This window comes from Aeromonas sp. S18(2024), assembly GCF_041402525.1.
Taxonomy (GTDB): domain Bacteria; phylum Pseudomonadota; class Gammaproteobacteria; order Enterobacterales; family Aeromonadaceae; genus Aeromonas; species Aeromonas enteropelogenes.
On the sequence record NZ_JBGLQV010000008.1, the window covers coordinates 161,125 to 180,013 of the forward strand.

Consider the following 18,889-nt stretch of genomic DNA (forward strand, 5'->3'; position numbering starts at 1 on the left):
AGGATTTCAACCATGTTTAAACGTGCGTTTTATTCTCTGCTGCTGCTCGGGATGACAGCTCCCGCCCTGGCCAAGGTGGAGGCGGTCGACGGTTATGTGCGCCTGTTGCCCCCCGGCACGCCGAATACGGCGGCCTTCATGGTACTCAAGAACGATGCCGATCAGGCGGTCAAGCTGGTGGCGGCGTCGTCTCCTGCCGCGGGCCGCGCCGAGCTGCATACCCATCTGCACGAGAACGGGGTCATGAAGATGCGCCAGGTCGAGAGCATCGAGATCCCGGCCAAGGGGGAAGTGGTACTGAAGCCGGGCAGCCTGCACATCATGCTGTTCGAGATCGGCACCCTCTCCGAGCAGACCCCCATGCCGCTCACCCTCACCCTGAATGATGGTCAGCAGCTGGCGTTGTCGCTGCCGGTGAAGCCGATCGAGCCGATGGGCGAGATGCAGCACATGAAGCACTGACATTTGTCGTCGTTTGTTCAGGATTCTCGCTGGGTATTTTGGCTGCGCGGAGTAAAATAGTGCCCTTTCCATCCATGCAAGAGGAAGTGACGTGATGAAAAAGACACTGATTGCCGGTGTTGTTCTGGCGCTGTGCAGCCAGGCTGCCATGGCTGCCGATGACTGGCGTTTTGCCGCCGGTACCGACGTATGGTCTGCCCAGGGCAGCGGCCAGGCATACGGCAGAAGTGCCGATGGCGGTTATGACGACAACTACAACTGGAGCGGCTACCTGCAACTGGAGCACGGCATCATCCTGCTGCCGAACGCCAAGTTCGAGATCTCCGATTTCAGCAGCTCGGGCGGCAACTTCAAGAACGATCTGACCGCTTACGATCTCAGCCTCTACTACCGTCTGTTCAACAACGATCTGTTCCAGATCGATCTGGGCCTGACCGGTCGTCACTACGACGGCGAGCAGATGTACTTCAGCCGCAAAGGCTATGACGAAGACATGCTGATGGCCTATGCCGGCAGCGAAGTACGGATCCCGGGTACCGGCGTCTCCTTCTTCGGCGACGTGCGTTCCAAGGATGCGGACAACCTGGACTACCGTCTGGGCGGTGCCTACAAGTTCTCCTCCGTGCCGGTCAAGCTGCGTGCCGGCTGGCGCGAGGCCAAGGTTGACTTCGACGGCGTCGATCAGCGCATCGATGGCTGGTTCATGGGCGGCGAATTCACTTTCTAATCTGACGGAAGTCGGCATGATGATGTCTCACGTCATGGTGCTGGCAGGTATCTAGCAAGGCAGGGAGAGGAGAGATAATGGGGCACATCATAGTGACAGGGGCGGGCTCCGGGCTCGGCCGGGCATTGACCATCGGGCTGGTTTGCCGGGGCCATCAGGTCGCCATGATGGGGCGCCGTTATCAGAAACTGCAGGAGCAGGAACAGTTGCTCGGCAAGGCGGTGATCGGCATCGCCGCCGACCTCTCTCACCACGAAGAGGTGGAGATGGCCTTTACCGCCGCGGTGGAGTGGGGAGGTCTGCCCGACCTGGTGATCCACTGCGCCGGGGTGGGCGAGTTCGGTCCGGTCGGCGTTTACACCGCCGAGCAGGTACGCAGGGTGGTGGAGAGCAACCTGGTCTCCACCATACTGGTGGCCCAGCAGACGGTGCGGCTCATCGGCGAGAAGGGCGGGGTGCTGGCCAATGTGCTCTCCTCCGCCGCTCAGGTGGGCAAGGCCAACGAGAGCCTCTATTGTGCCTCCAAATGGGGCATGCGGGGCTTTCTGGAGTCTCTGCGGGCCGAGCTCAAGGGCTCGCCCCTGCGGTTGGTAAACCTCTATCCGAGCGGGATCCGCAGCGAATTCTGGGACAATTCGGATCACGTGGATCCGAGCCGTTTCATGACCCCGGAAGACGCGGCGGCCTATATGCTGGATGCGCTGGAGGCCAGAAGCAGTTGTCACGTCACCGATCTCTTTATCGGTCGTAACGAGTAGGGCCGGCTTTTCCTGCTGTTTTGCCAACAGATAGTCAGACAAACAAAAAGCGCGCCATCTGGCGCGCTTTTTTTATCTCGGGCAGCGGGACGATTAACGGCCCAGCTTGGCCTTGATCATGGCGACGATGTCGCTGATGGCCACTTCCTGCTTCTCGCCGGTGCGGCGGCACTTGTACTCCACCACGCCATTGTCCATGCCGCGCTCGCCGATGACGATGGCGTGGGGCACGCCCAGCAGCTCCATGTCGGCGAACATCACGCCCGGACGCTCTTTACGGTCGTCGAACAGCACGTCCACGCCGGCGGCTTTCAGTTCGGCGTAGAACTGCTCGGCCAGCTCGGCCACGCGTACGGACTTGTGCATGTTCATCGGCACGATGGCCACTTCGAACGGGGCGATGGCGTCCGGCCAGATGATGCCGTACTGGTCGTTGTTCTGCTCGATGGCGGCGGCCACCAGACGGGAGACACCGATGCCGTAGCAACCCATCTCCATGGTGACGGACTTGCCGCCCTCGTTCAGCACGCTCGCCTTCATGGCTTCGGAGTACTTGGTGCCGAGCTGGAAGATGTGGCCCACTTCGATGCCGCGCTTGAGCAGCAGCTTGCCATGGCCGCACGGGCTCGGGTCGCCTTCCACCACGTTGCGCAGGTCGGCAACCTCGTAGGTGGCGATGTCGCGATCCCAGTTGGCTCCGGTCAGATGGAAGCCGGTCTCGTTGGCGCCACAGACGAAGTCTGCCAGGTGGGCGGCGCTGCGATCGACGATGATGCGACCGGTGAAGCCAACCGGGCCGATGGAGCCAGCGTCGCAACCGGCGGCGGCATTGATCTGCTCGTCATTGGCGAAGGCCAGCGGATTGGCGACACCCGGCAGCTTCTCGGCCTTGATTTCGTTCAGTTCGTGGTCGCCACGCAGCACCAGGGCGATGACCGCCTGGTTGCCGTGCTCGTCCGCCTCGCCCAGCACCAGCAGGGTCTTGGCGACGGTGCTCGGGGCCACGCTCAGGAAGGCGGCCACTTCGTCGATGGTGTGAACGTTCGGGGTGGCGACCTTGGTCAGCTCTTTGGTCGCAGCCGGGCGCTCGCCCGCCGGGACCAGTGCCTCGGCCATCTCGATATTGGCGGCGTAATCTGATGTATCGGAGAAGGCGATCAGATCTTCACCGCTCTCGGCCAGCACCTGGAATTCGTGAGAACCGGTACCACCGATGGAGCCGGTATCGGCCTGCACCGGACGGAAGTTCAGACCCATGCGGGTGAAGGCCTTGCAGTAGGCGGCGTGCATTTTTTCGTAGGTCTCGACCAGGGAGGCCTTGTCGATGTGGAAGGAGTAGGCGTCCTTCATCAGGAATTCGCGGCCGCGCATCACGCCGAAACGGGGGCGTACTTCGTCACGGAACTTGGTCTGGATCTGGTAGAGGTTCAGCGGCAGCTGCTTGTAGCTGTTTACTTCATAACGGACCAGGGCGGTGATCACCTCTTCGTGGGTCGGGCCCAACACGAAGGGACGATTGTGGCGGTCGGTCAGACGGCACAGCTCGGGGCCATAGTCGTCCCAGCGGCCGGATTCCTGCCACAGCTCCGCCGGTTGTACCACCGGCATGGAGACCTCGACGGCACCCGCATTGTTCATCTCTTCGCGGACAATGTTCTCGATCTTCTTCAGGACCCGCAGACCGGTCGGCAGCCAGGCGTACATGCCGGAGGCGAGTTTACGGATCATGCCGGCGCGCAGCATCAGCTGGTGGCTGACGATTTCCGCATCGGACGGGGTTTCCTTGAGAGTGGAAAGCAGATATTGGCTGGTACGCATCGCGGTAGACCTTAGCTAAACGGGCGCGGGGCCCTGGATAAATTCAAGGGCGGAATTTTAACAGGCGCAGCGTTGCGGCCCAAGGGCTAAATTTGCCGCAATGGCCAAAGGGACGGCGAGCCAGCGCGGACTCAGGGGGGATAACATCACGACAAGCAGGTTTTTTATGCCTGCAATTTGGCCGGATCTTCGCTAAACTCTGCCACCTTTTCTCGACGGGCAGGGCTATGCCACTCCCGTCCCCCCTTATTTTTTGTACTTTTGGAGCCGCTCATGCCGCTAGTGGGACATCAACACCAGATCGAGATCCTGGAACTGACCGACAAAGGAGACGGCAAGGGACGCCTGTTTGACCGCCCTCTCTTCGTCGAGGGTCTGCTGCCAGGTGAGCAGGCGTTGGTCGAACTGACCGAGGTCAAGCCCAACTACCTGCACGGCAAGGTCGCTGAGTTGCTCCAGCCCTCCGCCGACCGGGTCGCTGATTTTTGCCCCAACACAGAATGCGGCGGTTGCCAGGTGCGCCCGCTGGCCTATCCGGCCCAGCTCGCCCTCAAGCAGTCTCTGGTGCAGAGCGCACTGGAGCAGGTCGGGCTGGGTGAGACCAAAGTCAATCCCATCCTCGGTATGGAGACGCCGTTTGCCTATCGCAACAAGGCGCAGTATGCGGTGCGTGGCTGCGAGGCCGGTGCCGAGATCGGGTTTTATCGCAAGCACTCCCACGACCTCATCACCGCCGACGACTGCGCGGTGCAGGACTCGCTGCACGTCGAGCTGAACGCCCGGGTGCGCAGCTGGATGCGTGAGCACGACATCGCGGCCTATGACGAAGTCAACCACACCGGCTGTGTGCGCAACCTGATGACCCGCAAGGGCTTCAAGAGTGGCGAGCTGATGGTGGTGCTGGTGACGCTGGTCGAAGAGCTGCCGTTCGAAGCCGAGCTGCTGGCCGCCCTGCAGGATCTGCCGGTCACCACCCTGGTGCAGAACATCAACGAGGCGCGCACCAACCGCATCCTGGGTGACAAGAACCGGGTGCTGCTGGGCAGCGGGGTGATCCGCGACAAGATCCACGAGCTCGACTTCGAGATCTCGCCGCTCTCCTTCTTCCAGAACAACCCGAGCCAGACCGATGTGCTCTACTCCAAGGCGCTGGAGTACAGCGAGCTGACCGGCAACGAGACGGTGTTCGACATCTACTGCGGTATCGGCACCATCTCCCTGTTTCTGGCCGGCAAGGCCGCCAAGGTGGTGGGGATCGAGTCAGTGGCGAGCGCCATCGAGGATGCCCGCCGCAATGCGGCCCTCAACGGCATCGAGCAGACCGAGTTCCACGTCGGCAAGGCGGAGCAACTGATGCCTGCCCTGCACGCCGAAGGGGTGAGCGCCGACGTGGTGGTGATGGATCCGCCGCGCAAGGGCTGTGACAAGGCGGTATTGCAGACCCTGGTGGCCATGGCGCCGCGCCGGCTGGTCTATGTCTCCTGCAACCCGCAGACCCTGGCCCGCGATCTCGCCTGGCTGGTCAAGCAGGGCTTCGTGCTGGACGAGGTGCAGCCGGTGGACATGTTCCCGCACTCGATGCACGTAGAGGCTGTTGCCCGCCTGAGCCTGCCTGCCAAGGCCTGATCGTCGTTGGTTCCCACTCGCGCCATGGACGTCGAAGCGGTTGCTCGTCTAGGCCTGCCCGCCAAGGGGTGAATTGAATTAGCCAGATGGCTCTGATAAAAACGACTCCAAATGGAGTCGTTTTTTGTATCTGCCGCACTGCGTGAGGGGATTAACCCGCGCTCAGGCGTACCTCGGTGGCGATCTGATCGAGCAACTGCTGCCAGCCCTGGCCCAGTTCGCCGACCAGCGTATTGTAGCCGTCGGCGGGCAGTACCCGTTCCTGACGGAAGGGGGCGTCGCGCAGCACGGTGCCGTCTTCCGCCAGCAGACGCCAGCGGCCGCTCAGCACGGCGCGCCCGTCGTAGCGCCCCTGAAAGCGCTCCACCACTATGCTCAGCACGGGCCCCTTGCGGGCGCCATCCTGCCGTATCACCCAACCGGGCAATCGGGCCGAGAGGCCGTTCATGGTCACCTGATTGAGCTGATCATCCAGCGAGCCCGCCCAGCGGTGGTACTCGGTGAAGTGCAACTCCTGCCCCTCCAGCTGATAGACCATGCTGATCCGGTCCAGCTGGCTGGCCAGGGTGATGGGTCGCAGCACCAGCTGGTGCTGCGGAGTGGCCGGGGCCGTGCCGGATGACGGCTGGCTGGCGTCAAGCGAGTAGTAATGCAGGCTGGGCTGACTGGCGCTGCAACCGGCCAGCAGGCCGAGCAGGGCCAGCGTCAGGATCTGTTTTTTCATTGTGTTCCTCGCTTGGGCTCAGGGTCCGATGGTTGGGCGCGATCGAAGATCAGCGAGCTGGGTTGCTCGTTCAGGGAGTGCACCAGCGGCTGCAGTTCACGCATCAACTGATTGAGGGCCTGTACCGACTGGCGCAGATCCTGGTTGGTCTGTGAATGGCCGTCATAGGCCTGCAGCGTTTCCTGCAACTGTTTCAGGCTCTGGTTCAGGGATGCCGGCAGTTGCTGGGTCGCCTCCTTGCCGGTCAGCTTGTCCAAGTTGGCACTGACCGCACTGATGTTCTTCAGGGTCCCATCCAGGGTAGAGAGGGAGCTGTTGACCTTGCTGAGGGTGGTCGCCATGTCCATGTCGACAAACTTGTCGAGGATCAGGTTCACCTTGCGCTCGATCTGATCCAGCCCCGCCTGCACGGTCGGGAAGACCTGATAGCCGGAGATCTTGGCCTGCTCGAAACGGGGCGCATCCGGGTAGAAGTTGAGATCGATGAGTTTGCCGCCGGTCAGCAGGCTGGAGGTCTTGAGGCTGGCCCTGAGACCTTCCTTGAACTGCTTGCCGAACAGGGCGCGCCACTGCTCTCTCTCCGCCTTAGCGTAGCGGTGGGAGAGGCGCTGCACCTCGATGCGGGCCAGTACCGGGATCTGGCGATCCTGGAACAGGCGTACGCCCTTCTCCTCGATGAGATAGGGGGCAGAGATAACGGTACCGACCCGGATGCCACGATACTGCACGGCCGCGCCCGGGTGCAGGCCGGCCACGTTGTCGTCGAACAGGAAGACGTAGTCGATGAACTGATCCAGGCTACCGGCCAGCACGCTCGCCTCATCCTGGAACAGGGTGAACTCGTCGCGCTGCTTGGCCGGCTCGCCAGGAGACCAGCCGGGCGGCAGACCCATGGTGATGCCGCCGTCGATCAGGCTCTCCAGCGAGTCCATCTTCACCTTCATCCCTTCGCTGTTGACGGACAGCTCGAAACCTGGGGTCAACCAGAAGCGGGAGTTGCTGCTGACCAGGATGTCATAGGGGGCGTTGATGAAGATCTGGTACTGCATCTCGCTCTTTTCGGGCAGGAAGGTAGCTTCCTCAACCTGGCCTATGGTGAACCCCTGGTAGTTGATGGGGGAACCTTCCCCCAGCGCGCGGGCATCACGGCTGGAGAGGATCAGGCGCAGCCCCTTGGCACTTTGCGAAGCGAGCGGCGGCTTGTCGAGCATGGCGTACTCGTCTCGCGCCTTGCCCTTCTTGCCCGGCAGGAGTTCGATATAGGCACCGGAGAGCAGGGTCCCGAGACCTGATACCCCTTCCCGGCCGACCCTGGGCTTGACCACCCAGAACTGGCTGTCGCCCTTGAGCATGCCGGAGGCGGCGTTGGTGAGGCGGCCGCGCAGCACGGCGTGGCTGTAGTCATCGCTCAGCTCGACCGTCTCGATGCGGCCGACGTCGACTTCCCGGGAGCGGATCACCGTCTTGCCCGCCACTATGCCTTCGGCAGTGGCGACCGTCAGAGTGAAGCTGGGGCCCTGGGAGTACCAGTGCTGGAACAGCATCCAGAGACCGATGAACAGTGCCAGCAATGGCACCATCCAGATTGCGGCGGCAGAGCTCAGAAAGTCAGAGCCCGGTTTCCACCTTGTTTTACGCTCACTCACGTTCGCGTTCTCCTTGTTGTAAATCCCAGATCAGGCGGGAGTCGAAGCTCATGGCCGCGACCATGGTGATCAGCACCACCCCTGCAAAGGCAACGGCCGCAGGGCCGGGGTAGATGGTCATCAGATTGTCGAGGCGGATCAGACCCGCCAGGATGGCCACCACGAAGACGTCGATCATCGACCAGCGTCCGACAAATTCCGTCATGCGATAGAGCTTGAGCTTGCGTAGCGGCGAGGCCGCGTGGCCGTTTTGCACTGCGTAGCAGAGCCAGAACAGCGCCAGTATCTTAACCAGCGGTACCACCACGCTGGCAAAGAAGATGACGGCGGCAATGGGGTAGGAGCCCATTGCCCACAGCAGCACCACGCCACCGAGAATGGTGGAAGGGGTGTCATCCCCGAGAAACACCGTATCCATGATGGGATAGATATTGGCGGGGATGTAGAGAATGCTGGAGGTGATGAGCAGTGCCCAGGTGCGGTTCAACCCGCCCGGTTTGCGATCGTGCAGGTGCCCGCCGCAGCGGCCGCAGCGATGGCTGCCCGCCTTGCTCAGGGCGCCGCAGATATGGCACCCCGTCAGGCCGCTTTCCATGGCGCTGGCATCGGTTGCCTCATCGACGCCGCAGGCATCGGTCGGGCCGAGCAGCCGCTGCCATAGCCACATGGTGTCCAGCGACGAGATCATCTTGACGAGCAGCACCGTGTAGCCGACGAAGGCCCAGAAGGAGAGCCCCATCTTGATGTCGGCCATCCCCATCAGCTTGACCAGGGAGATGAGCACCCCTACCAGAAACACATCCACCATCAGCCAGGGCTTTATCTGGCAGAGCAGGCGGCCGAGGGAGCGCAGAGCCTTGCTGTGGAGATCCTTGTCGACACGCCACAGCACCAGCATGATGGAACCGATGTAGATGAGCGGCAGCCCGATCAGGGTCAGGCTCAGCACGGCGCCGAGGAACAGGTAACCCTCGTCCACCAGGGTGGAGATGCACTGGATGAATGTCATCTCCTGTCCAATTCCCTTGCTGGAGAAGGACATGAAGGTGAAAGCATTGGTGAGCACGAACATGATGAGCGCCGCAAACCCGTAGGCGATGGGGCGCAGCTCCTGATCCGGCAAGTAGCGGCTCAGGGTGTGGCCGCAGCGTGGGCAGCAACTGGCCTGGCCCACGGCGAGGGGGGTGGCCGGGATCAGCAGGTCACACTCTTCGCAGGCGGTGGCATCGTGGACATAGGTCCGAGGTGGGTGTGAAGCCGGATGCAAAATAAAACCTCGAATAAGGCTCGTCAGGAAGCCAGAACTGCCGATTATCGCAGTTGTGCCGGCCAGCGGCCAGTCCCCGTGTAGCACGATTGTTGATGAGCATGCGAATGACTTTGACAAGCCACTGGCCATTTAGCACAATCAAACGCCACTTTTTTCCGCGGGACAATAATTTATGACAACCGAATCCCCAAGTTACTCCACGATTGAGCAAGCCTTCTCCCTTGGGAACGGGCAAGATTCCGCCCTTAACTGGTTGCGCAAGAACCGTAGCCAGGTCGCGATTTTTCTGGTGAGTGGCATCAAGCTGGAAGGAACCATCAGCGGTTTCGATCAATACAGCGTGCTGCTGACCGATGCCCATGGCAACCAGCAGCTGGTCTACAAGGCCAAGATCTCCACCATCGCCATGCACACCGGTCGTCCACAGGTGAATATCCAGCGTGCACGCAAGCCGCGGGTCTCCATGGCGCCGCGTCCGCACGGTGCTCCGGGTCGTTATGACGACAACCAGGGCGGCGGCAACCACGAATAATCCCTTGCCCCGCCTCTGCCGCCATCCCTCCCGGGTCTGACGGCAGCGGTCGTTCGCTCTCATTTACATTCATGTCCCGTATGAGAGCGAACCTTGTCTTTTTGCCGTCGGGCGAGATGTTTGCCCGATTACGCCTCCATCTCGACCGGTTTTCCTTCCCTGACCAGACAGGTCTGCATGCCTGCGGCCTGACCCGCCTGCACGCCGATGCCGGTATCTTCAAACACCAGACAGCCTGACGGCTCGACCCCCAGCTTGTTGGCCACCAGCAGGAAGGTATCCGGATTAGGTTTGTGCAGCTCCACGTCGTCGGCGGTCACCACCACCTCAAAATAGCGATCCAGACCGGTATTGCGCAGCACCGCCTGGGCGTTGACGCGGGGGGAGCCCGTGCCTATCCCCATCGGGATGAGGCCGTGGTGGCGCTCGATCAGGGCCTGCATGGCCGGGAAGACGGTCGCCTTGTGCAGATTGGCCACATAGTGGTCTGTCTTGCAGCGGGTAACCTGAACGGGATCGAGGGGGATCTGCTGCTCTTCGGCCACCAGCAGGGCGATCTTGCGGCTCGGCATGCCCCCCAGTTCATAGAACCAGTCGGCATCGAAATGGAAGCCAAATTCACGGGCAGTGTGTTCCCAGGCGGCCAGGTGGAGCGGCATGGAGTCGACCAGGGTGCCATCGAGGTCGAAGACCAGGCCTTGGAATCCGGAAAGGGTCATGGTGCTGAGTCTGTCTCTGGAAAAAGGGAGCCCATTTTAGCCACAGGTGCCCCTCCTCGCCATTGGCTAGCTGGTGAGAAACGCTTGCCCCCACATTTGCGCCTGAAAATAGATGGGTGTCAGCCTGGTCGGGTCCAGCTGATAACGAGGCGCCAGCTGGGCCAGCAGCGGCCAGTTGCCTTGTTCATAGGTGGTGACCAGCTGGAACAGGTGAAACAACGGCCCCTCCCGCAGCTCGATGGCGCGCTTCACGTTCTTGGGCAGATGAGCCTTGAGGGCATCCGACAGCAGGGAACCATCCAGCACCAGTCCTACCAGAAAGGCCCAGCTGGCCTCCGATTTGCCAAGGGCGGTCAGGGCGATCAGCTCGCAGAAGCGACCACGGGCGATGGCCATACGGGTGCAGGCCTCCGGCATGTGCGGGCTGATCCGGGCCAGGCCGTTGATCAGCACGAATTTGCGGATCTCCTGCTCCCCCAGATAGGAGAGGGCGCGGGAGACGGAAGTGATGGGGCTGGCGTGATCAAAGCCAGGCGCATTGACATAGGTGAGCAGCTGACCGGGCAGGTAGGCATCCTGCTCCAGCAGTTTGGCGACCTGATTGAAGGAGAACTCCTCGTGGCAGATGAGTTGGAGAATTTGCTGCACCAGCGCCATATCCGGCTGGGTGGCCCGCTGGTTAACCAGCTCGGGGCGGGCGAGGAAACCGCCGGCGAAGAAATCCACTCCAGCCTCCCTGAGGGGAAGGAAATCCTGCCAGGTATCGATATTGAGGGCCATCCGCTTGTGTTCAGTGGGCTGGCAAATGCCCTCTTCTCCCATCCAGAACACCAGCAACCGGCTGGCGCCGAGCCAGCGGGGATCCCGGTGGGCACCGTGGACGGCGAGCCGACGACGACTGTCACGCCACTGTTCCAGCACCGGAAAGGAGGTCGGGAGGCGCTCGCTGGAGGCCTCCACCAGGGGAATGGTGTCCTGATCGAACAGCAGGGGGCGTTGATCATCCAATTGTTCGTGGCTGAAAGGCACCAGGTATTGACGCCCTTGGGCCAGCATGCGGCAATGCTGGGCCAATGCAGGCCACTGGGCCGGGTCGACGAGCTGATAATCGATACCGTAGGCCACCAGGGCCAGGCGGCGATTGAAGATGGGATAGCGGCGCAGCAGCATGGGATCACCGATAGGTCAGAGTGCGAGCCCTCCCTTGCGACTTGGCGTGGTAAAGCGCCTGGTCTGCCTGTTCGGTCAGGGTTTGCCATGCCCCGTCCTGGGAGGGAACCAGATAGCTAAAGCCTATGCTAACTGTAATGAAATCAGCAACTCGTGAACCAGGATGGGGCACTTTTAGCTGGGCCAGTCCATCATGGATCCGTTCAGCCAGCTGCTCCGCCTCTCCCGGTTGGGGGGCGCACAGCAGGATCACGAACTCCTCGCCACCATAACGGGCTACCAGGTTGGTACGCCGTCGCTCCGCTTCCCTGAGCACGCTGGCGATCAGGCGCAGGCACTCATCTCCCTTGGCATGGCCGAAGTGGTCGTTGTAGGCCTTGAAGTCATCCACGTCGATCATCAGCACCGCCAGCAGGCTCTGGGTACGGCGAGCCCACTCCCATTCCCGTTGCATGGTGAGATCCCACTGGCGGCGGTTGGCGATACCGGTGAGCGGATCTTCGAGGGAAAGCAGGGAGAGGCGCTGGTTGGCCTCCTCCAGCGCCCGGTTGGTCTCGGCCAGCTGCATGGTGCGCTCGGCCACCCGAACCTCCAGCTGGCGGTTGAGTTTCTCCAGCTCCTCCTGGGTGCGCTGGCGGATCAACAACTGCGACAGCATGGCGGCGTATTGCTTGAAGATCTCGCTCTGGTAGGCCTTGAGTGGCCGTTGCCACAGCAGGTTGTCGGCGGCGATCCAGCCGATGGGGGTGGCGCCGTCCCACAGCGAGACCATGGCGTTCCAGCCGCGGCCCACCTGCTGGCGTTCATAGTAGAGGGGGGTATCTTCCAGCACCAGCACATAGTCCTTGCTGCGCAGCGCCTGCTGTACCGTGGGATGATCAGGGATGGGGCTGATGAAGCCGCTCTCGTCCACCAGTTTGCCTTCTTCATCTGTGCCCCAGGTGCCGCGCATGGTCTTGCCATCGGGCTCGATGAGGAAGATGGCGACCCGATCGAATTGCAGCTCCTCGCGGGCCAGCACCACGGCTTCCCGCAGCAGCTGGTGTTCGCTCTGGCTGCGAGAGAGGGTGACGCTGACCGTGTGCAGGGCCTGCAACATCTGGAGGAAGGAACGCTGCATCGCCTGGCTCTGCACCAGATCGGTCTGGGTGTGGCGGCGCTGATCCCGTTCATGATCGATCTGCCAGGCCAGCAGATGGTTGCTCAGCTCGGCTGTCAGGTAGTGGGTCAGCAGCTGGATCCCCTGGCGCTGATGACGGGAGAGGCGATCAAGCCGGCGCCGGGTTTCCAGATAGATGACGCCATCCAGCTCCTGATGACGTTTGAGGGGGAAGCAGACGCGCAGCTTGGGCTGTACGGTTTCCACATATTCCCAGGTATCGCTCTGCGGCTGGATCTGCTCCACCACCATCTGCCCGTGTTCGACGGCCCGGGAGATCAATTCATCCGGCAACTGCAGCGTCACCAGATGGGCCGGATCCAGGGTTAGCAACCCCTGATCCGGATGAAAGCTGTAAAGCAGGGACTCCGGCGCCTGCAACCAGAGATAGAGGCGCTCCGCCTCGGTTTTCTCCCTGATGGTCGCGAGACTTGCCTCGCAGAGCTGCGCGAAGCTGGTGAATTGCTCAGGTGCCCATTCTTGCATGCCAATGTCCCTTTGGGTGTACCCAAGCGAGTATATATACACTCTCTCTAATATATTGATTGAAATATTAAAAAAGAGAGCCAGTGCGCATAAATTCTGCTGCTTTAAGGTTGGGAGGCGGTCGCAATTTGCCTGAAGGGGGCGACTGGGTCGTTAGCAGGTGAGAAAAGCATGATCTGAACGAGGAGAGCAGGCATCAGGGACATAAAAAAGCCCGCACAATGGCGGGCTTTTTCTATAAGTTGACAGGTGTTTACTCTGCCTTGGGCGCTTCTTCGGCCGGGGTTGCATCGGCCTCGGCTGCCGGTACGACCGGCGCCGGACCCGGCACCAGTTCCACCGCCGGCTTGGCGATGAGGGAGCGGGTCTCTTCCACCGCCTCGGTCAGCTTCACCTCGATGATCTGGCCGAGCTCGTAGACTACCTCGGTCTTGTCCAGATAGACGCGGCCGTTGTCCCAGTTGCACTCCAGGCGCTCCTTGTTGTCCAGGATGTGGCGGGCGGGCATGAACACCACGGCACCGTTCTCCTGCAGACGCAGCTTGAGGCCGGCACGCATCACGTCGATGATCTCGGCCTTGAATACCTGATCGGTACCGGCGGCAGCCTTGAAGTAGCGCACATAGAGCCAGTCGCCGATGTCGCGCTCCACCATGCGGTGCAGGCGGCGGCAGGCAGTCAGGTGCTCGGTGAGCTCCTGGCTCGGCCGCTCGCCCGGGGTCTTGCCGGCGATGACGGCCTTGAGCAGGCGATGGTTGACCATGTCGCCGTATTTGCGAATAGGTGACGTCCAGGTGGCGTAGGCATCCAGACCCAGGCCGTAGTGGGCACCCGGCTCGGAGGACATCAGGGCATAGCTCTGGAAACGGCGGATCTTGCCGTCCAGCCAGCGGGTATCGAGGCCGTCGATCCAGCGGCGCAGGGCGCAGAAGCCGGACAGGCTGGCGATCTCTTCCTTCTCGAACGGAGCCTCGGCGCTTTTCAGCAGGTCGATGGCGCCGTCGAGGGACTCCTCGTCAAAGCCGGTGTGGACGTTGAAGATGCCGTAGCCGACGGTCTTGCCCAGCACGCGGCCGGCGCAGATGTTGGCGGCGATCATCGACTCTTCCACCATGCGGTTGGCGATGCGGCGCGGCTCGACGTGAATGGCCAGCACCTCGCCATCTTCGCCCAGTTCGAAGTCGTAGTCGGGACGATCCGGGAATACCAGTGCATGCTCGGTGCGCCACTTGATGCGCGCCTCCGTCATCGCCTTCATCAGCGGCAGCTGGGCCAAGACGCCTGCGTCGATATCCAGTTCTTTGCCGTGTTCGGCCCAGTCGGAGACGTCGTCATAGTTGAGGCGGGCGTGGGAGCAGATGCGGGCGGCGAAGAACTCGGTCTCCTCCTGCAGCAGGCCATCCTCGGTGATGAGCAAGCGGGCGCACAGGGTGTTGCGCTCCTCGCCCTCTTTCAGGGAGCAGAGCTCGTCGGAGAGGGTGCGCGGGATCATCGGCACGTTGCGGCCCGGCATGTAGACGGTGAAGGCGCGCTGGGCGGCCTCCTTGTCCAGCTCGCTCCCTTCGGCCACGTAGGCGGTCGGGTCGGCGATGGCGACCAGCAGCTCCCAGCCGTCGTCCAGCTTGGTGATGGCCAGGGCGTCGTCCATGTCCTTGGTCTTGGCGCCATCGATGGTAAAGAAGGGCACCTGGGTCAGATCGCGGCGGGGCAGCTCTTCCTCTTCGATCACCTTCCACTCCGGCAGATCCGCCGGCTCGACTTGGGCCAGGTTGTGGCGCGCCAGCACCACCCACCAGGGCACGTTGTGATCTTCCTGGGAGGCGATCTTCTGGGTGATCTCGGCGGAGAAGTTGCCGTCAACCAGAGCGTGGCGCTTGAGGGTGGCGACTACCCAGTCCCCTTCCTTGAACTCTTTTTCGTCCAGCCCCTTCTTGACGCGGGCCTTGATGGCATCCTTGATGAGCGGATGGTCGGCTACCACGTTGAGGCGGTCGCGGAACATCTTGACCCGGGCCACGAAGCGGGTGATGGATTGCTCCAGCAGTTCGTCCGGCTCGGCCACTTCTTTCTCTTTTTCGATACGGATCAGGGCGGTCACCCGGTCGCCGTGCATCACCTTTTTCATGTAGGGCGGCGGCACGAAATAGCTGGTCTTCTCATCGACCTCCAGAAAGCCGAAGCCCCTATCGGAGGCGCGGATAACACCCTCTTTCTTGGGGATGTTTTCGCGGATTTGTTGCTTGAGCTGGGCCAGCAGCGGATTGTCTTGGAACATAAGTGAGGAACCTGAGTGGAGACCTGATGAAGAAACGCCCAGCACTATACGTTTTTAGCCCTCCAAAGCCAAGGTGAATGGCCTTTTCAGCTTGGTTGCAGCTGGCAACGGGCGTAGTCAATCAGCCTCAGGGAGAGCTGCTTGTGGATGCCTTTTTCCAGTACCCATCGGTGCCAGTAGAGTCGCTCTGTCAGGCGATAGTCCGGGCTGAGATTGGCCAGGCTGCCCGTGGCCAGATGCTGGCGGATCTGCAATTCAGGGATGAGGCAACAGGCCAGCCCCTGCTCGGCCATGGCGACGAAGGCCTCCGACGAGTGCACCGTATGGCAGGGATAGCCGCCGGGCTCCAGCCCGAAGTGGCGGCGCATGAAGCTGACGTGCATGTCGTCGCGTTGATCGAATGCCACCGCAGGAGCCTTGGCCAGCGCTTCCCGGGTCAGGCCATTGGGGAAGTGGCGTGCGACGAAGGCGGGGCTGGCGGTGAGCAGGTAGTGCATCTCGCCCAGCTCGTCGATGCAGCAGCCCGCCAGCGGCTGGGATTGCAGGCTGATGGCACCAAACGCCTGACCCTCGCGTACCTTGTCGAGGGTGCGGCTCTCGTCATCCACCAGCAGATTGAGTTCGATGGGGTGTTGCTCCAGCAAAGGGGCGATGGCGGGCAGGAACCAGGTAGCCAGACTGTCGGCGTTGACGGCAATGCTGATGCGGATGGGGCCTTGCGGCGTGGCCGGGGTCAACTCGCCCGCCAGTTCAATCTCGAGCTGGTGCACCTGGCGATAGTGAGCCAGCAGTTTCTGGCCGAGGGGGGTGGCCTGCAGCGGCTGGCTGCGGATGAGCAGGGGTTCGGCAAATTGCTGTTCAAGCTGCTTGATCCGCTGCGAAATGGCGGACTGGGTGAGGTGCAGCGATCTGGCTGCCCGTTCGAAATTCTGCTCCTGCAGTACCGCATCCAGTGCCCGCAGCAATTTGTAGTCCAGCTCTTTCATGCCATCTCCCTGTCTTGATCTCGTGGCAGACTCTACGCGAGCCGGATCCGGACAACAATGGCCGGTTGCGATGAGAATGGGGCAAGGCCGCTAGTGTGATTTTTTACAGTAGTGGTTAACCGGTTCAGAGAGGATACTGCACATCGCCGCACGGGCAGTGGCTGCCTGATGTGGCTCATAGCGATGCGTTTATCCCGGGTATGTTTCCCGGGATTTTTTATGATGATGCGGCCAGCGGATGTCGTTGGGATTGAGCAGGACGACTATGGGGCTGGTAATGACCGAGCAGGGGTTGGGAAACGGCACGGGCAAAGCGTTCATCCAGATGGAAGCGGATACCGACGCCCCGAACCGCCCCCAGATCGACGGCCTGGCGATGGCCGAGGCGTTCGATGGGCAGGCCGAGACGGCGGAAGATGCGCTCCACCGGGAGACTGACCACGGCAACCAGCTCGCGGATCCCGTGCGCCAGGGCGAAGGCATAGACTTCGCGGAAGATGACGCAGGTCAGTTCGCTGACGCCATTGCTCATGCGCGGGGCACGGGAGGCGTCGATGGCCAGCCGGGTCAGTTCCCAGATCTGCGGGCTGGATGGCGGGCGTTCACCGGCCAGGGCGGCGGGGAAAATGGTCGGGAGCATGTAGGCATCGGCGCAGTTGAGCAGGCGGATGCAGCCACACACACCCTGTTCATTCTCAATCAGCACCCAGTGAGTGTCGGGAGTGTCGAAGCTGTCTCGCTCAAGTCCTTGACGGGACTCCACATCCCAGCCGAGTCGGTCGGAAAAAACGTCGTTTCGAAAGCGATAAAGTTCACTTTCGACCTCTTTTCGCGGGTGTTCTCTCAATTTCCCTTTGAAAACCAACATTATGGACTCTCTCTCTTGTTATTCGCGGTTATAATCACATGTCTGGCCAAGGGGGCTTTTATATGACAAGAGACCAACTGCTTGAGTATCTGGAACATTTCAGTACGGTGACGGATGGCAACCGGTTGTCCGAGCTGATCGGCAGCTTCTCGCTCGGGATGGGGTACGACTATTTCCGCTTCGCGTTGATCATGCCGATGTCGATGCAAAGGCCCAAAGTGGTGCTGTTCAATCAGTGCCCGGATTCCTGGGTTCAGGCCTATACCGAACACAACATGCTGGCCAGCGATCCCGTGATCCAGCTGGCACGCAAACAGACCCTGCCCATCTACTGGAACCGGCTGGATGAGCGCGCCCGTTTCCTGCAGGAAGGGAGCATGGACGTGATGGGGCTGGCCGCCGAGTTCGGATTGCGCAACGGCATCTCCTTCCCGCTGCACGGGGCTGCCGGTGAAAACGGCATCCTCTCCTTCATCACCTCCGAGCGAGCGTCGAGCGATCTGCTGCTGGAGTCCTCGCCGATCCTCTCCTGGATGTCCAATTACATCTTCGAGGCGGCTATTCGCATCGTGCGCCTCAGCATGGTGGAGAACCTGGACAAGGAGCCTCTGACCGATCGGGAGACCGAGTGCCTGTTCTGGGCCAGCGAAGGGAAAACCTCGAACGAGATCGCCTGCATCCTGGGGATTACCGAGCGCACAGTGAATTACCATCTCAATCAGGTCACTCGCAAAACCGGCTCCATGAACCGTTATCAGGCCGTGGCCAAGGGGGTCAGCAGTGGTCTGCTGTTGCCGAACCTGGAGCAGGTGGTGGTGACCAACTTCCCCATGGTGTTGCAATAGTGCGTATCCTGACCAGTTTGCTGGATTCTCCTGCCGTCATCGGGGAGGCCACAATTGTCAGATCCGGTAATTGACAAGCGGTTGCAAAAGGGTGTGATGGGTTATTAGCAAAATGAATCAACCAGTAAATCAATGAATTTCTCTGGATGATTTGCCCCCGCTATAGTGCCACTCACTCATCACTACCCTCGGTACTCTTATGCTCGCGACCACCCTGCAAGGCTTTACCCTCGGCCTTGCCATGATCATCCCCATCGGTGCCCAGAATGCGTTTGTGCTTAGTCGGGGCATTCATCGCAATCACCATCTGCTGACGGCAACGCTCTGCAGTTTTTGTGATCTGGTTCTGATTGCCATCGGGGTCTTTGGCGGCGCCAATCTGCTCGCCGCCAACCCGGTTGGCCTGATGGTGCTGACCTGGGGAGGCGTGCTGTTTCTTGGCTGGTTTGGCGTGCGCTCCCTGCGCAGTGCCTGGCGCGGCCAGGGAGAGGGACTGGCGGATTCGCCGCAGTTGATGGGCGCCAGAAGCGTGCTCGCCATGACCCTGGGGGTTACTCTGCTCAATCCTCATGTCTATCTGGATACCCTGATGCTGCTCGGCTCCCTCGGCAGCCAGGTGATTGAACCGCTGCGTCCGGCCTTTGCTGCCGGTGCCATGCTGGCGTCTCTGGTGTGGTTCTACTCCCTGGCGCTGGGAGCGGCGGCGCTGGCACCCTGGCTGGCCAGGGGGAGGGTGCAGCAGGGGATCGATCTGCTGGTGGGGCTTATCATGCTGTCCCTGGCGCTGCAACTGGCTTTGGGGCGCTAGGCTAGCGGCT

The 18,889-nt window shown here is 61.4% G+C and carries 17 protein-coding genes; 7 read left to right on the forward strand and 10 right to left on the reverse strand.

Going from position 1 to position 18,889, the window contains the following annotated elements:
• The first annotated feature begins 12 nt into the window (after window positions 1-12).
• From ACB034_RS14800 to ACB034_RS14810, 3 genes are all read left to right on the forward strand, one after another.
• Window positions 13-462, forward strand: coding sequence for a copper chaperone PCu(A)C (locus tag ACB034_RS14800; protein WP_371173139.1), 450 nt, complete (start codon window positions 13-15; stop codon window positions 460-462).
• Between the two features lie 94 nt (window positions 463-556).
• The gene (locus tag ACB034_RS14805) at window positions 557-1,189 is read left to right on the forward strand and encodes a TIGR04219 family outer membrane beta-barrel protein (protein ID WP_371173140.1); all 633 of its coding nucleotides are present in this window, start codon (window positions 557-559) and stop codon (window positions 1,187-1,189) included.
• 77 nt (window positions 1,190-1,266) lie between these two features.
• Window positions 1,267-1,947, forward strand: a complete 681-nt coding sequence (locus ACB034_RS14810) for an SDR family oxidoreductase (RefSeq protein ID WP_224211012.1) — start codon at window positions 1,267-1,269, stop codon at window positions 1,945-1,947.
• Between the two features lie 93 nt (window positions 1,948-2,040).
• Here ACB034_RS14810 and ACB034_RS14815 read toward each other — a convergent pair whose 3' ends face one another.
• On the reverse strand, window positions 2,041-3,765 hold the full coding sequence (locus ACB034_RS14815; protein ID WP_371173141.1) for a proline--tRNA ligase: 1,725 nt from the start codon (window positions 3,763-3,765) through the stop codon (window positions 2,041-2,043).
• A gap of 273 nt (window positions 3,766-4,038) precedes the next feature.
• Here ACB034_RS14815 and rlmD point away from each other — a divergent pair, with 273 nt between their 5' ends.
• Complete coding sequence (gene rlmD / locus ACB034_RS14820; RefSeq protein WP_371173142.1) at window positions 4,039-5,391, forward strand: 23S rRNA (uracil(1939)-C(5))-methyltransferase RlmD; 1,353 nt, start codon at window positions 4,039-4,041, stop codon at window positions 5,389-5,391.
• A gap of 151 nt (window positions 5,392-5,542) precedes the next feature.
• Here the strand turns inward: rlmD and ACB034_RS14825 are convergent, their stop codons facing one another.
• Genes ACB034_RS14825 through ACB034_RS14835 form a run of 3 tightly spaced genes read right to left on the reverse strand, consistent with a single transcriptional unit; the run spans window position 5,543 to window position 9,028 of the window.
• Complete coding sequence (locus ACB034_RS14825; protein ID WP_268855727.1) at window positions 5,543-6,115, reverse strand: membrane integrity-associated transporter subunit PqiC; 573 nt, start codon at window positions 6,113-6,115, stop codon at window positions 5,543-5,545.
• Entirely contained in the window at window positions 6,112-7,761 is a 1,650-nt protein-coding gene (gene pqiB, locus ACB034_RS14830; RefSeq protein ID WP_268855728.1) for an intermembrane transport protein PqiB, read from the reverse strand. The genes ACB034_RS14825 and pqiB overlap by 4 nt, the downstream gene beginning before the upstream one ends.
• A complete protein-coding gene (locus ACB034_RS14835) occupies window positions 7,754-9,028 on the reverse strand; it encodes a PqiA/YebS family transporter subunit (protein ID WP_371173143.1) in 1,275 nt (424 codons plus the stop codon). Before ACB034_RS14835 ends, pqiB begins: the two co-directional genes overlap by 8 nt.
• Window positions 9,029-9,203: 175 nt before the next feature.
• Between ACB034_RS14835 and hfq the strand changes: the two genes are divergently transcribed.
• On the forward strand, window positions 9,204-9,563 hold the full coding sequence (gene hfq / locus ACB034_RS14840; RefSeq protein WP_026457968.1) for an RNA chaperone Hfq: 360 nt from the start codon (window positions 9,204-9,206) through the stop codon (window positions 9,561-9,563).
• A gap of 128 nt (window positions 9,564-9,691) precedes the next feature.
• Here the strand turns inward: hfq and ACB034_RS14845 are convergent, their stop codons facing one another.
• The 6 genes from ACB034_RS14845 to ACB034_RS14870 form a co-directional block, all read right to left on the reverse strand.
• Window positions 9,692-10,282, reverse strand: coding sequence for an HAD family phosphatase (locus ACB034_RS14845; protein ID WP_042026608.1), 591 nt, complete (start codon window positions 10,280-10,282; stop codon window positions 9,692-9,694).
• A gap of 66 nt (window positions 10,283-10,348) precedes the next feature.
• Window positions 10,349-11,452, reverse strand: coding sequence for an EAL and HDOD domain-containing protein (locus tag ACB034_RS14850; protein WP_042070392.1), 1,104 nt, complete (start codon window positions 11,450-11,452; stop codon window positions 10,349-10,351).
• 4 nt (window positions 11,453-11,456) lie between these two features.
• On the reverse strand, window positions 11,457-13,097 hold the full coding sequence (locus ACB034_RS14855) for a diguanylate cyclase domain-containing protein (RefSeq protein WP_371173144.1): 1,641 nt from the start codon (window positions 13,095-13,097) through the stop codon (window positions 11,457-11,459).
• Between the two features lie 253 nt (window positions 13,098-13,350).
• Window positions 13,351-15,372, reverse strand: coding sequence for an exoribonuclease II (locus ACB034_RS14860; RefSeq protein WP_371173145.1), 2,022 nt, complete (start codon window positions 15,370-15,372; stop codon window positions 13,351-13,353).
• A gap of 86 nt (window positions 15,373-15,458) precedes the next feature.
• Window positions 15,459-16,358, reverse strand: coding sequence for a LysR family transcriptional regulator ArgP (locus tag ACB034_RS14865; protein ID WP_371173146.1), 900 nt, complete (start codon window positions 16,356-16,358; stop codon window positions 15,459-15,461).
• Between the two features lie 217 nt (window positions 16,359-16,575).
• Entirely contained in the window at window positions 16,576-17,226 is a 651-nt protein-coding gene (locus tag ACB034_RS14870) for an acyl-homoserine-lactone synthase (protein ID WP_371173147.1), read from the reverse strand.
• A gap of 62 nt (window positions 17,227-17,288) precedes the next feature.
• On the opposite strand from ACB034_RS14870, the gene ACB034_RS14875 reads away from it, so the two are divergent.
• Both ACB034_RS14875 and lysE read left to right on the forward strand, forming a co-directional pair.
• Window positions 17,289-18,071, forward strand: a complete 783-nt coding sequence (locus ACB034_RS14875; RefSeq protein WP_026457604.1) for a LuxR family transcriptional regulator — start codon at window positions 17,289-17,291, stop codon at window positions 18,069-18,071.
• A 199-nt stretch (window positions 18,072-18,270) separates the two neighbouring features.
• Window positions 18,271-18,879: an L-lysine exporter gene (gene lysE / locus ACB034_RS14880; RefSeq protein WP_371173148.1), complete on the forward strand. Its 609-nt coding sequence runs from the start codon at window positions 18,271-18,273 to the stop codon at window positions 18,877-18,879.
• Window positions 18,880-18,889: the final 10 nt, after the last annotated feature.